This is a genomic window from Ruegeria sp. D3, from assembly GCF_056534465.1.
Map to the genome: position 1 here is coordinate 381,722 of NZ_JBQFPK010000003.1, position 13,132 is coordinate 394,853.

The 13,132-nt window shown below is 51.0% G+C and carries 15 protein-coding genes and 1 tRNA gene; 12 read left to right on the forward strand and 4 right to left on the reverse strand.

Annotated elements, in window-relative coordinates; all coding sequences use genetic code 11:
* Positions 1-2: 2 nt before the first annotated feature.
* Together ACR0DX_RS06705 and ACR0DX_RS06710 are read left to right on the forward strand one after the other, a co-directional pair.
* The gene (locus tag ACR0DX_RS06705) at positions 3-401 is read left to right on the forward strand and encodes a ketosteroid isomerase-related protein (protein WP_170353272.1); all 399 of its coding nucleotides are present in this window, start codon (positions 3-5) and stop codon (positions 399-401) included.
* Positions 394-993, forward strand: a complete 600-nt coding sequence (locus ACR0DX_RS06710) for a GNAT family N-acetyltransferase (RefSeq protein WP_170353271.1) — start codon at positions 394-396, stop codon at positions 991-993. Before ACR0DX_RS06705 ends, ACR0DX_RS06710 begins: the two co-directional genes overlap by 8 nt.
* Before the next feature lie 15 nt (positions 994-1,008).
* Here the strand turns inward: ACR0DX_RS06710 and ACR0DX_RS06715 are convergent, their stop codons facing one another.
* A complete protein-coding gene (locus ACR0DX_RS06715; RefSeq protein WP_170353270.1) occupies positions 1,009-1,224 on the reverse strand; it encodes a hypothetical protein in 216 nt (71 codons plus the stop codon).
* Between the two features lie 138 nt (positions 1,225-1,362).
* Here ACR0DX_RS06715 and ACR0DX_RS06720 point away from each other — a divergent pair, with 138 nt between their 5' ends.
* The 7 genes from ACR0DX_RS06720 to ACR0DX_RS06750 all read left to right on the forward strand — a co-directional run bounded on the left by ACR0DX_RS06720 (position 1,363) and on the right by ACR0DX_RS06750 (position 5,702).
* A complete protein-coding gene (locus tag ACR0DX_RS06720; RefSeq protein WP_170724112.1) occupies positions 1,363-2,241 on the forward strand; it encodes a carbon-nitrogen hydrolase family protein in 879 nt (292 codons plus the stop codon).
* 87 nt (positions 2,242-2,328) lie between these two features.
* Positions 2,329-2,547, forward strand: a complete 219-nt coding sequence (gene infA, locus ACR0DX_RS06725; RefSeq protein WP_005978431.1) for a translation initiation factor IF-1 — start codon at positions 2,329-2,331, stop codon at positions 2,545-2,547.
* Positions 2,548-2,558: 11 nt separating this feature from the next.
* The gene (locus ACR0DX_RS06730) at positions 2,559-3,137 is read left to right on the forward strand and encodes a Maf family protein (RefSeq protein ID WP_170724113.1); all 579 of its coding nucleotides are present in this window, start codon (positions 2,559-2,561) and stop codon (positions 3,135-3,137) included.
* Positions 3,134-4,156 carry a ribonuclease E/G gene (locus ACR0DX_RS06735; RefSeq protein WP_170353267.1) on the forward strand — a complete coding sequence of 341 codons (1,023 nt, stop codon included), beginning with the start codon at positions 3,134-3,136 and terminating at the stop codon, positions 4,154-4,156. The genes ACR0DX_RS06730 and ACR0DX_RS06735 overlap by 4 nt, the downstream gene beginning before the upstream one ends.
* Positions 4,153-4,335 (forward strand): DNA gyrase inhibitor YacG, encoded by a 183-nt coding sequence (locus ACR0DX_RS06740; RefSeq protein ID WP_170353266.1) that lies wholly within the window; start codon positions 4,153-4,155, stop codon positions 4,333-4,335. The genes ACR0DX_RS06735 and ACR0DX_RS06740 overlap by 4 nt, the downstream gene beginning before the upstream one ends.
* A 79-nt stretch (positions 4,336-4,414) precedes the next feature.
* Positions 4,415-4,489: transfer RNA gene (locus ACR0DX_RS06745), tRNA-Phe, on the forward strand.
* 421 nt (positions 4,490-4,910) lie between these two features.
* Entirely contained in the window at positions 4,911-5,702 is a 792-nt protein-coding gene (locus ACR0DX_RS06750; RefSeq protein ID WP_480845563.1) for a hypothetical protein, read from the forward strand.
* A gap of 395 nt (positions 5,703-6,097) precedes the next feature.
* Here the strand turns inward: ACR0DX_RS06750 and ACR0DX_RS06755 are convergent, their stop codons facing one another.
* From ACR0DX_RS06755 to ACR0DX_RS06765, 3 genes are read right to left on the reverse strand one after another with little or no spacing between them, the layout of a single operon-like run.
* Entirely contained in the window at positions 6,098-7,624 is a 1,527-nt protein-coding gene (locus ACR0DX_RS06755) for a DNA phosphorothioation-associated putative methyltransferase (RefSeq protein ID WP_480845565.1), read from the reverse strand.
* Positions 7,625-7,655: 31 nt separating this feature from the next.
* Positions 7,656-8,132 carry a class I SAM-dependent methyltransferase gene (locus tag ACR0DX_RS06760; RefSeq protein ID WP_170576965.1) on the reverse strand — a complete coding sequence of 159 codons (477 nt, stop codon included), beginning with the start codon at positions 8,130-8,132 and terminating at the stop codon, positions 7,656-7,658.
* A gap of 50 nt (positions 8,133-8,182) precedes the next feature.
* A complete protein-coding gene (locus ACR0DX_RS06765; RefSeq protein ID WP_480845567.1) occupies positions 8,183-8,386 on the reverse strand; it encodes a hypothetical protein in 204 nt (67 codons plus the stop codon).
* 410 nt (positions 8,387-8,796) lie between these two features.
* Between ACR0DX_RS06765 and ACR0DX_RS06770 the strand changes: the two genes are divergently transcribed.
* From ACR0DX_RS06770 to ACR0DX_RS06780, 3 genes are read left to right on the forward strand one after another with little or no spacing between them, the layout of a single operon-like run.
* Complete coding sequence (locus ACR0DX_RS06770; RefSeq protein WP_170576966.1) at positions 8,797-10,527, forward strand: DEAD/DEAH box helicase; 1,731 nt, start codon at positions 8,797-8,799, stop codon at positions 10,525-10,527.
* Positions 10,524-12,287, forward strand: a complete 1,764-nt coding sequence (locus ACR0DX_RS06775; protein WP_170825380.1) for an ATP-binding protein — start codon at positions 10,524-10,526, stop codon at positions 12,285-12,287. Before ACR0DX_RS06770 ends, ACR0DX_RS06775 begins: the two co-directional genes overlap by 4 nt.
* A gap of 1 nt (position 12,288) precedes the next feature.
* A complete protein-coding gene (locus tag ACR0DX_RS06780) occupies positions 12,289-13,128 on the forward strand; it encodes a phospholipase D-like domain-containing protein (protein WP_170576968.1) in 840 nt (279 codons plus the stop codon).
* Positions 13,129-13,132: the final 4 nt, after the last annotated feature.

Genomic DNA, 13,132 nt, shown 5'->3' on the forward strand with positions numbered 1-13,132 from the left:
CCATGAACCAGACCGTGAAAACCTATTTCGATGCCTTCAATGCAGGCGATGTCGATGGCATGTTGGCCTGCCTGTCCGATGACATTGCCCATCACGTGAATGAAGGGCAGATTCGTGTGGGCAAAGAGAAGTTTGCTGCCTTCTGTGCCCATATGAACCGCTGCTACCGCGAGAACCTGACCGATATCGTGGTGTTCGACGCCGAAGGTGGCACGCGCGCTGCGGCCGAGTTCATCGTGAACGGTACCTATCTTGAAACTGACGACGGCCTACCCGAAGCGCATGGTCAAACCTACCGTCTGCCCGCCGGGTCGTTCTTTGACCTGAAGGACGGGAAAATCACCCGGGTCACTACCTTCTACAATCTGGCTGATTGGACCAAGCAGGTCTCGAATGGCTGAGGTCTCAGCGGTCCACCCCCTGACCGGAGCGGCGCTTGAGGCCGCGCTGGACGATGTGGCCCGGTTGCGCATCAAGGTGTTTCACGCGTGGCCCTATCTCTATGATGGGGATCTGAGCTACGAGCGGAAATACCTGCAAGCCTACCGCGAGAGTGCCCGATCCATCGTGGTAGGGGCGTTTGACGGCGACCGCCTGATCGGAGCCTCAACCGGTGCGCCTCTGGCCGATCATGCCGAAGATTTTGCTGCGGCCTTTGACGGGTCAGGTGTGGGTTTGTCGGATGTTTTCTATTGCGCCGAATCTGTTCTGCTGCCGGACTATCGGGGGCAGGGGGTTGGCCATAAATTCTTCGACCAGCGCGAATCTCATGCTCGCGCTTTGGGCTTTACGAAATGCGCCTTTTGCAGTGTGCAGCGCCCTGTCGACCATCCGATGCGACCAGAAACCTATAGGCCTTTGGATGCGTTTTGGCGGGCACGCGGGTATGAACCCTTACCCGGTGTCGTGGCGCAGTTTTCGTGGAAGGATATCGGAGAAGACGGCGAGACGCAGAAACCGTTGCAGTTCTGGATCAGGGATCTGAACGCGTAGCTGCGCCTTTCGGTGTCAGTGTGTCTGTTTGCGGCTGAGAAGGCCGTACTTCACCGCCCATCCGCGAAAGGACCGGCGTTTGGGTTTTTCCAGTCGAACCTCGGATTTTGTCTGTGCCCCGCCTTTGCGATTGAATTCGAAAACGTCAATGACACGTTCGGCGCAGCCGCAGGCCTCACCCATACCGACCTTGGCGAAATAGAACTTTTCGAAGCTTTCGGGGTTTTGCATGGTGATCCTCCTGACCCTATTGAACCAAGTCTGGATCGGTAAGCCAATTCACTTTCCCGTCGGGTCTCGGCGGGGTCTATACATATCGCGCGATCCTGTCCTAGGGTCGCTTCAATCCAATGCTGAAGGACGCAGCCCATGAAAGTCGCAACCGCCGCCTATGACCTCGACTGGCTCGACAGTTGGGCGCAGTATGAGGACAAGCTGAACCGCTGGGTCAGTGAGGCCGCTGGGGAGGGGGCCGAGTTGCTGGTCTTTCCCGAATATGGCGCGATGGAGCTGTCGACGTTGGACGGGGCCGATGTGGCAGGCGATCTGGAACGTTCGATCCGCGCGGTGTCGGACCGGATGGCAGATGCGCAGGCCCTGCATCAACGGCTGGCACGCGAATATGGCACCTATATTCTGGGCGCGTCTGCGCCGGTTGTGGATGGGCCGGGCCGCCCGTTGAACCGAGCGGCGCTTTATGCGCCCGATGGCCAGCACGATCACCAAGACAAGCAAATCATGACCCGGTTTGAGCGTGAGGCTTGGGATATAGCCCCCGGCGGACCGTTGAAACTGTTCGACACCAAACTGGGCAAGATCGGCGTTCTTATCTGCTATGACAGTGAATTTCCCCTGCTGGGTCGCGCGCTGAGTGAGGCTGACCTGATCCTTGTACCTTCATGCACCGAGGCGCTCTCGGGCTATTGGCGGGTGCGGATCGGCGCGATGGCGCGCGCGCTGGAAAACCAATGCGTGACGGTTATGGCTTCGCTGGTCGGCAGCAACGAGTGGTCCGATGCCGTGGATATGAACACCGGCACGGGCGGTATCTTCGGCCCGCCTGACAAAGGGTTCCCCGGCACCGGCGTGTTGGCCGAAGGACAGTTGAACCAACCCGGCTGGACTTACGCCAATATCGACCTGTCGACCATTGCCGAGGTCCGCGCTGATGGCCATGTGCTGAACCGAACCCATTGGGATGAGCAAACGCCCCGAGTCGAATCGGTCACAATCTCTGCTCTTTCGTGATTCCGGCCTTGAAATAAGCCCGAAATAGGCTCATTTAAGCGCACATCCTCGCAGATTCTGCGAGTGCAACGTAAATGTGGAGACAACATGGCCAAGGAAGATACGCTCGAATTTCCCGGTGTCGTGAAGGAACTCCTGCCTAATGCGACGTTTCGGGTCGAGCTGGAAAACGGCCATGAGATCATCGCACATACGGCAGGCAAGATGCGCAAGAACCGCATCCGTGTTCTGGCTGGCGACAAAGTTCAGGTCGAGATGACCCCCTATGATCTGACCAAGGGTCGGATCAACTACCGTTTCAAGTAACGCCTTTTCTCATGGCGTTTATCCTCGGATCGGGCAGCCCAAGGCGGCTGGACCTGTTGGCTCAGCTTGGCGTGCAGCCCGATGCGATCCGCCCCCCTGACATCGACGAAACGCCCCTGAAGGGCGAACTTCCGGTTCCCTATTGCAGCCGCATCACGCGCGAAAAAGTGCAGGCGGTGCAGGCGGATGGCGACGATATCACGCTGTGTGCCGATACCACCGTGGCGCTGGGTCGCCGCATTCTGGGCAAGCCCGAACATGCAGGCCAAGCGGCCGAGTTTCTGTACGCCCTGTCCGGGCGTCGCCACCGGGTAATTACCTCGGTCGCGGTGCGACGCGGGGATCGGGTGCTGCAACGCGACGTGGTCTCACAGGTCAAGGTCAAGCGTCTATCGGATGTTGAGATCAACGCCTATCTGGCGACTGGAGACTGGCAGGGAAAGGCGGGCGCCTATGCTATTCAGGGCCCTGCCGGTGCGTTCATCCCGTGGATTTCGGGATCGTTCACCGGTATCGTCGGTCTGCCCCTGTCTGAAACCGCCGCCCTTTTGCAAGGTATCGGCTATCCCCTGTATCGTGAGGCATCATGAAGGGTCGTACTATCGTTCTGGATCACATCAACGACCGCGAGGCGGCCGCGTTGATGGTCGACGGCAAGCTGGATGATTTCCTGATCGCCGCCGATGCGCCTGCACCGGGCACAATCTACCGTGCTCGCGCAGATCGGCCCGTAAAAGGGCAGGGCGGCATGTTCCTGTCGACACCCGACGGCCCCGCGTTTCTGCGGCAGGTCAAGGGGCTTGCCCCCGGTGCGCTGCTGCTGGTGCAGGTGACGGGCTATGCCGAGCCGGGCAAAGCCCTGCCCGTGACCGATCGTGTCCTGTTCAAAAGCCGTTATGCGATTGTCACCCCCGACGCGCCCGGTCTGAACATCTCGCGCTCGATCCGCGATGACGATGAGCGTGACCGCCTGCTTGAGATCGCGCACGAGGTGATGGAAGGCAGCGATTACGGCCTGATCCTGCGCTCGTGCTGCGCGGGTGAGGATGCAGGTGAGATTGCTGAAGATATCAGCACCATGCTGGCCCACGCGGACGCTGTGGTGAATGACCCCGGAACCGAGCCGGAACTGCTTCTTGAAGGCGACGGGCCTCATGTTCTGGCCTGGCGCGACTGGACCGACCCGGCCGAGGTCGAAACCCGCGCAGGTAGTTTCGGCGCCCATGGCGTGCTGGAGGCATTGGACACGGCCCGCGGTATCTCTGAGCCTTTGCCTGGCGGAGGGCACCTCTACATTCAGCCTACACGCGCATTGGTCGCCGTCGATGTTAACACTGGTGCCGATACATCTCTGGCGGCGGGTACGAAGGCCAACTTTGCCTGCGCCAAAGCGCTTGCCCGCGCGTTGCGTGTGCGGGGTTTAGGAGGGCAGATCACGCTTGACCTGGCGCCGATGCCCAAGAAGGACCGCAGAGGATTCGAATCTGCGCTACGCTCGGCCTTCAAGACCGACCCGATCGAAACAACACTGGCAGGCTGGACGCCGCTAGGGCATTTTGAATTGCAGCGCAGACGGGCTCGGTTGCCGCTGAGCGAGGTGCTGAAATGACCTGTCCGATTTGTGCTGAAGACACTGTTCAGGCGTACCGCCCGTTTTGCTCAAAACGTTGTGCCGATCTGGACCTTGCTAAGTGGTTGAACGGTTCATATGCGGTCCCGTCTCAGAGGGAGGAAGACGCTGAGGCCGATGTTGAGGGCGAAGAAACCGCTCATTCGCGTCCGCATTGAAAAAATGTAAAAAAGGCTCTGGACACTGCCAGTGGCAAGTCATAGAACGCCTCCACCCAACGGCAGCAGCCGTTCCCGTGCCCGGGTAGCTCAGGGGTAGAGCAGTGGATTGAAAATCCTCGTGTCGGTGGTTCGATTCCGCCCCCGGGCACCATTAAATCACTGAAATATTTGTAAAATTTTTCGGCGGGTATCGCTTGCTTTCACCGGAATCAGTCTGTGTACCATTCCTGTACCATTTGACCCCATATTAAGATGTTTTTCTGATTGCTTAACGCCTTATTCTCAATGCAGCTGTAGTCCATTTCAGTCAGGACAGCCGGCCAAGTCTTTTTAGAAAATACTGGTCCGCGTCGTAGGCAAGGATAAATGGCCACTGTCTGAAAAGGATAGAGAGGCGATATGTTGCCGGTTGGCAACACTCTATTCTTGAAACTATTCTTGCCTATCCTTGAGAAATTCAGACTATCCTTGAAAGTTAATTAAAACAATGACTTGAAGAGATTTCTGGCTTGAGTGCCGGATCCGTGGTGCCTACCCTTGGGGGCATCTTCAACTGCCACCAAGGTGTATAAATGACGAAAAGATACGAAACGTTTCAGATCCACAAGACTGGCGTCATGAATGACTTGTTCGAAAATGGGCCGACGAAACCCGACCTATTGTACCCGTTCAAGTACAGCCAAGCCTCAATGTTCGGAGAGTTCCGACCGAAAGAACGTGATTTCATCCCGCCGCACGATATCGTGCAACGAATGGCAGAACGCTTTTTGAATTGTGTTCGCTGCGAATTTCCTCTCCTTCCAGAAGGCCTTTGGGTATGCTTTCTGAAGGCCGGTTCCTCGCGCACTGAGCTAACGCTGGCAGAAATCGAGTTCCTGATTGAAGATGGCTTTGAGAACTATACGAACGCAGTGAAGCCAGTTCTGTCCTCAATCCAAAAAACGGCAATTTCAATGGTCTTGGAGAACTATTGGAGTGTGGCAAACGAAATGGATGCGGATCTGCGCAAAGTCGTTTCTAGTTTGTCTGGGAGACCCGAGTTTTCAGTCTTTTCGAACGACCCCGCAACGATTGATTGCTGGATTCTACAATCAGTTGAATTGGAGGAGTGTGGGACTTTGGGAGTTGTTTGGGTGACACACACGCACATTTCAGATCTTAAGTCGAAGTTCCGAGTGTCATGTCTAAATCAAGGGCGGGATGTGAAAGTGGAACGTTTGAGAGGTGCTTGGGACGACCGCGTTGCGTCGGCAGAACCTTTCGGTGGCGAAGATTGGACCGAGATTAGGCGGAGGGTGGGCAGACACTTCCTTGGAGAGCTGAAAACGTTTGAGCGACAGGAAAAGGAGTCCAAGGTTCAATGAGTCGAATTGAATAACGGCGTCGGCCAATAGAACTATCATCTCAAGATGCTTGAAACTTAAGAATGAAGAGGGATGGCACGCGTCTTGTTTCGGATTTCCTGAAACTTGACGCAGGCACCCGCTGCCAGTTCTGAGGAACTGACCCAACTTCTTTGGGCCAATACAACAAAGGCTGAGTAACAGCGCTAAGTGTATCGTCATGTTACAGGTGTCCAGAATTGGAGGCGCAGTCTTTGTCGGCTTTGCCTGGGTTACTTGAGTGGAAACTGGCCAAGTGGTGCGATCTATTGATGAAGAGATCTCTTTTTGCCTTCTCGGACGCACCCCATGGAAGGGATCCAGAGTTTTACAGCCACGCGGTAAAACTATTGGTAGCCACAGTTTCTTTGAGATAACTACTCGAACTTCGGAATTCGAATGTTGGCGCTTATTAGACTCTGAGTAAACGACTTGAGGTCTGGACCTTCAAGGTCAAACTCTAAGCCGTCAAGCATTTGAACTTGTTCATCAAAGTGTTTCTGCCGTTCGAAATGAGGGTGTTCAGTTCGCAGGTATTCCGACCGCAAAAATAGAAGCTTCACTTCTTCTCTTGCGATGTGGTCCACCGGAACAACGTCGAAGCTTCTGAAGTCTACCTTTGTTCGTTTGCTAAGCTTAGGAAGCGCGGAGCTGTCGAAGTCGTCATAATAGAGAGCTGTTAGTTTCTTTGATTCAATGTGGATCCTAAGAATTGGAGCACCTGATAAATCACCAGCCAAGAGTTCGGCAATTGCAACAAAACCTCTCAGTCTTATAGAGAGATTTGGTAGGTCAACCTTGTGAAATTGGAACTTATCATCAACCAACCTACCTATGCCTTCTGTTATAGCGACTTCAACATCTTTAAAAAGTTGTTCAGCGTCACCAATCGAAAAAAGCAAAGCTTGACCTTCTGTAGTTGCACGTTGATGTGATCCAAAAAAAGCTTTGACATCACGCTGCAGCTCGGGCGCGAGCTCATTGTAAGGTGGTCGCTTCGAGAACGCGTTGAGCGCAAAAAACAGCTTAAGTTCATCTATTTTGGTCTCGGCAATAAATTCCAGTTCACCAGGGGCAAACTTAGCTGCGGCTTGGTTGACGAAGTAAGAAAGCGAGCGCTTAGACCCCGCGATCCTCGTTGCAATTCTTTTGGGAACTTCGCTTTCGTGTGGGGCCCTTCCGAGCTCAGTAACGAGTTCTTTTATATCTCGCGAAATGTTCCGATCATCTTTGGAAAGCTCAGATGAGGGAACAAAACGTTCTGTCTTTTCCAGTCCGTTAATCAACGCAGTCGTATGGCGAACTCCGATTTGTCGACGAAAAAGGAAACGTTGTTCGGCAGTCTGATCTTTAAAGACAAAGAATATGCCGGGGCCAGCTGCTACAGGCGCTATCTCCAAAGATGAAGTGATGAAGTCGCGAAGCTCCGATTGTGAATAATACTTCTGGAATGTGTTTCGTGATGTCAAAAAACCGTCTTTGTAAGGTCGCACGTGGTTTAGGCTTCCACGCCCGACTAACATCACTGCCACCGCTAAACACGACCGAGCGTAGCTGAAAGCAGTTTGCAGAGCATTAAGACGTTCTGCCTCGTCTTCAATGACGTTAAGCACGAAACCCAAATTTACGACGTCGGCTTCAGCCAACGCGTCTGGATTTGGAGCAAAGTGTGGGTCCCATCCAATTGCGTTGAACCCCGCTTGGGTGAGTGCGCACACGTCGTCACCTTTACCACACCCATAATCGAGAACAGAAGTTCTTGGGGAAATTATTCCGGCAGATTGCAGCGCGTACATGGGCGCGGATAACATGGACCGTCCAATTGCAGTCTTGTAGCGATCAACTTGTTCCAACTCCCTCCAGGCCTCCGTTACCGAGACAACTTTTATTCTAGTATTATTCAATCATCTAATTTGTTGGGCAGTTTCTCTACGCTCAAACAACCTCAGCAGAGCCATTTCTATCTAGTCCTGCGCGCTTCAGTGCTACCTGCCATTGGATTCGGCGGCCCATTTTGTGCATGTCTTTAAAAAGGCCCAAGTTCTCTATGCGCTTTGTGAGCGCCGCAAATTCGAACCGGCGCGGATCATCATTGGACAAAAGGAGTTCCTTTCGATGAAGGATCGGCGGGTTTCTTTGTGAAAACACTGAGGTCTTCACCTGGCCATTCGACAAATCCACGCGGAAACTCTGTCTTAGAGCTGGAAACGCGACGGTTTCGAAGGGCTCGTAGTCTAGAAATGAAACTCCATTTCTACGCCTATCGATTTTCAAAACCGACCAAGCCACTTCTGAAGGAACAAAAGAAATTGCCTGTTTGTACATTCTAGCGTCTTTAGGAGACAACTCGTCAATAGCGCTGCATTCTATGTAAAGCACACCTGCAACTAGTTTTCCGACTTTCTGTTTCATAGAGCTAGCGTCCACCAATACGCCACTAATCGATCCTTATCGAAACCTTTTCATTTGGCCACAAATTCCATTGAGTATCCAGCCCCGCCTGATGGGTGAAGAACTGCTACCAGTTCGTGCTTAGCTCGCCGAAGCGCTCGCGGTTGTTCTTGCTTAACTTGGATACGAGGCAAGTTTTCTGCGGTCAGCAACAAAAGTGTCGGCTGAATTTCTAAAGAGGCTTCAATCCAAGTTGAGGCGGCTTGCAGCGACATTCATTTTAGTGAAATCGATTTCTTTGGAGTTGAGAGGGTTCGCCGTCCGGGGTAGTTCGGGTGCGCGCCTGAACGACGAGAGCTTCTCGCCAAGTGTAAGACAAATCTGTTTAACGCTGAATTCACCAACAGAGGCGAGAGTAGTCGAGAAGGTCTAGCACAGTAATCACATTTCTAAGATGCCGCTTCCGTATGCTGAGTGTAGTCTACCAGCTCCAAAAACCAAACTAAAATGGCGCGAAAAACGTTCCTATGCTGGCACACAAGTTGGACCATCCAAAACACGCACTTCCGAACGAACCATCTGAAATTTGTCACAGAATCGAAAAAATTTGGCGGACTTTCACAACGTGCGTCGACATTTTGAAACTAAATGAGCAACGGTTTCCAAAGAATGGCGACAGACGGTTATGTCGAAGCTGAAAGAAGCATTCTGGACCATGTTCTTGGGCCGAAACAGTGTTAGCTATCCGTTTCGCGAAACTGCCGTCGCTAGAAACAACATAATCCGCTTCGAAGCTACAGGGTGCTACCATTTGACAAAGAAAAAATTCCAAAGTGTGCTGTCTCGCTTGGGAGTTGCAAAGCTCTCTGAACTTGTTGGCATTGAAACACTCGAGAATATGGAAAAGTGGTTTCGTGTCCGTGTCACTACACCAAACCTCATTGATATCCTTTTACATAGGTATGGCTCTTCAATACTTGGGAACGCCCAAATTAGAAATTTGATCATCGATCATTTGGACGACTTTGATCGAAGCTATGTTCTTGGAAACGGCTCCCGCGTAACGTGGTCAAACCGTTCTAGTAGCGCTCAAAGACTTGTGCAAACTTTGGAACTAGATGATGCGTTCCTTCCGCCCATCCCTATGGAACAACCGGCACCAGTTTCTTCCATTGACTTGACTGCTCAATTGCATTCTTACCAGTTTAACGTGAAGGTAAGGGCTTCTGAGTCCTTGCGTGCGCCTGCTTCTCGTGTCCTGCTTCACATGCCGACGGGAGCTGGTAAAACCAGAACCGCTTGCGAATTGATGGTTGACGCTCTTCGGTCGGAACCTCCCGGACCAGCTTTGATCGTATGGCTCGCTCACTCAGAAGAGCTTTGTACGCAAGCGGTTGAGGCAATTGAAAGAAGCTGGTCACTTAAGGGCGACCACGAAGCCGATATTATCAAAATTTGGGGCAGTTTCGAAAAGCCCGATTCAGTTCCCTCTAGAGGCTTTGTAGTCGCATCTTTTCAATCCATTTATGCCTTGCTGACATCGTCCAATAAGGACCTTAGTCTGTTGAGATCGATTGGCTCGGCGACAAGAATGATTGTCGTTGACGAAGCACACAAAGCCACTGCGCCTACATACGAGACGGCCATCAGCGCTCTTGCTACAGCGAGTACGCCACCACGTATCGTCGGTTTATCCGCTACACCGGGACGAAGTGACGACGAGGAACAAAACCGAGAGCTTTCCAACTTCTTCCACAACAAGAAAGTCGGACTCTGCGACGATAATGGGAATGAGTTGGAAGATGGAATTGGCTACTTGCAAGACTTGGGAGTACTAGCTCGTCTCGACCGAGAAAAAATAGAAACCAACGTATCCGTAGATCTTTCCGATGGCGAAATTACCAAGTTGTCACAGGTCATGGAGCTTCCTGAGAGCTTCCTTAAGAGACTTGGAGGGCAATATGAGCGTAATATGTTGATTTTTAACCGAATAATGGAGCTTGCTGATGCTGAAAGACAAGTCATTTTATTCGCTTGCTCGATAGCGCACGCAGAATTGCTCAGTGACCTCTGCGTTGCCAAAAACATCCCAGCTCAATTAGTTACTGGGAAAACTGAGGCGAGGGATCGTCTAAAGTCTATCGAAGACTACAAGAATGGGGATGTCAGATTTCTGATCAACTACGGCGTGCTTACAACCGGATTTGATGCTCCGAATACCGACACGGTCTTCATAACTCGCCCAACGACCTCAGTCGTTCTTTACTCGCAAATGATAGGCCGAGCTATTCGAGGACCAAAAAATGGCGGGAACACACGGGCGAGCGTCATCGACGTGATCGACAACATAAACGGAATGCCTTCAGAAAACATGGCCTACAACTACTTCAACAATATCTGGAATACGAATTCATGACCACATACATCTTCCCTGCTTCCACCGCGATTGAGTCATTTCGGGACGCAGGATACCGAGACACTTCAATGGCACTCGCTGAGCTAGTTGACAATTCCATTCAGGCAGAGGCCGACAACATCAGGATCTTAGCGTTTGAGGAGACTGTAAGCGTTCAGAGAACAGTGGCGAATGTCAAGTCACTGGCTGTTTACGATGACGGTCACGGCATGCCCGAGGAAGTTATTAAAATTTGCTTGGCATTCGCCCAGGGAACTCGACTAAATACTCGCTCCGGAATCGGCCGGTTTGGGGTTGGACTGCCTTTAGCATCAATTAGCCAATGCAAGAGAGTTAGGGTTTATTCATGGCAAGAGGGCGAATGTCTGACGACATACCTTGACATTGAAGAAGTCAAAAATACCGGACAACAAGAAACGAACCCTGTCGAGAAGTGTAAAATCCCAGGTGAAATTCTCAAGAATTTAGATGTCTCAATTAAGGAAAGTGGTTCTCTAGTAGTTTGGGAAAACTGCGATAGATTAGATTTGAAAAGAACCCAAACACTCGTAAACCGTATGGAAGCGAGCTTCTGCCGGATTTACAGGCACTTTTTGGATGATGACGACGCTTATGGGCGCCAACGGAGCATCAAGATACTAATTGTCAAACCGAACAACAAAGATGTCGAAAGTGTAGAGCTTCTACCCAATGACCCACTATACTTGATGACTCCAAATAACCTCCCTGGCTACAACAAGGAAGCAACAAACGAAGTTTACAGCGATGTACAGCGCATACCCGTGAAGCATGGTAAACGAAATGAAACTTCTTTTGTAGAGATGCGCTTTTCCATGATCCGGCAAGACATTGCTAGGTGGACGCGCAATTCTGAATTCGCTGACGTGATTGCCCACTATAAAGCAAATACGGGCATATCATTTGTAAGGGCAGGTCGAGAAATAGATTTTGGCGTTTTTGGTTATTTCAACCCACAAGAACTAAAAGAGCGTTATTGGGGTTGCGAAATTCGGTTTGAACCAGAACTTGATGAGTTGTTTGGCGTTACAAACAATAAGCAGGCCGTACGCGATATTGACTATATTGAACGCGAAGAGGCTGACGCGCTGCATGAAGGGATGAGCGAAGATGATGTCGATTTTGACCACAAAATCGCTTTACGAGCGGAACTGAGCAAAAGATTCAAAACGGCGCACAAGGCGATAAAAGCTAGGATTGATAGTTTGGCTCCAGAAACTGGGCGAACCGTGAGTAATAGAAAAAAAGACCCGGCTGCACAGAGCGCTCAACTGGCGGCGGACAAGTTCAAATCAGATCCTTCCAAAACGCGAACTCAAAATGAACAACACAATACTACTGTTGAAGAGCAAGACGCTGCTCTGAAGGATATGATAATTCAAGAACATGGGACTGACGTAGCGCCAGATCTTGTGGAAGAAATGGTGGATGAAATAAAATCTTCTGGTGTAACAATTACCGAAAAGTCGTGGCCAGGAAACCAATTCTACACCATTGAACGCCCAGGAAACGTAATGACTATCGCTTTGAATGGGCGCCACCCTTTTCAAAAAGAGTTATATGACAAAATTTGCAAGGGCCCGGATACTCAAGAAGCCATTGCGATGAATCTCTTTTTATTGGCCGCAGCTCGAGCGGAAGATGAATTATATGATGATAAGTCCCAAAACGTCTTGGAAGAATTCAGGGACAAGTGGGGAAGCTGGATTAAGAAGCTTCTACTACAGCTGGAGCAATCCTAAGGTGCTTTTACCAACCGCTGAATTGAAACGTAAGCTAGCTCTACAATTCGTTTCGTCGCAAAGGTGTTGGATTTACAGCGCCTTTGTGACGGAGTTGGGAATAGAACACGTAATCAACTCTCGAACCATATCCAACTCAGATCGTTTATTGGTTCGTTGCACTCTATCAGACGTTTTATCTGGCGCTTGTTCGCTTTCAGCTCTTAAGACCGCTATTGGTTCTGGGTTTCAGGTGCGAATTTCTACTGCTTTACACGTTAAACTCTATTTTTTCGACAGCGTTCTGTACGTGGGCAGCGCCAATCTAACCGGGAAAGGCTTGGCACTAGTTGGATATTGCAACGACGAACTTAGCACAGAGGGAGTACCATCAGCTCGTGACATTGAGATTGCTGAGAATCTTTGGAGCCAAGGAGTGCCAGTTGATCTTAATCGTTTGAATTTAATGGAGGATTTCGTCAGCCAATTGCCACTAGACTCCACAGCCTCGTATTTCCAGTGGCCGAAAGAAATTTTTGAGGAGGAACGGGACTTGTACTGTTCAGACTTTCCACAAAACTCATTGGATGACTCTCTGCGTTGGGAAAGTCGCTCCAAACTAGAACGCAGCAATGCATACAAATGGTTGTTGTCTTCGGTCATCGAAAGTGGTGGCTCCGTTTCATTTGGCGCGTTGTCAAAAAAGATGCATTCCGACGTTTACGACGATCCAGCACCATATCGGCGGGACATAAAAGAACTATTGAATAACCTGCTTGAATTGGTCCAGGCTCTTCAACCGACTGAGCTTGCAGTTCACACACCGAACGTATCGCAAGTCGTATTTCTTCGTGATTCCTGATAAG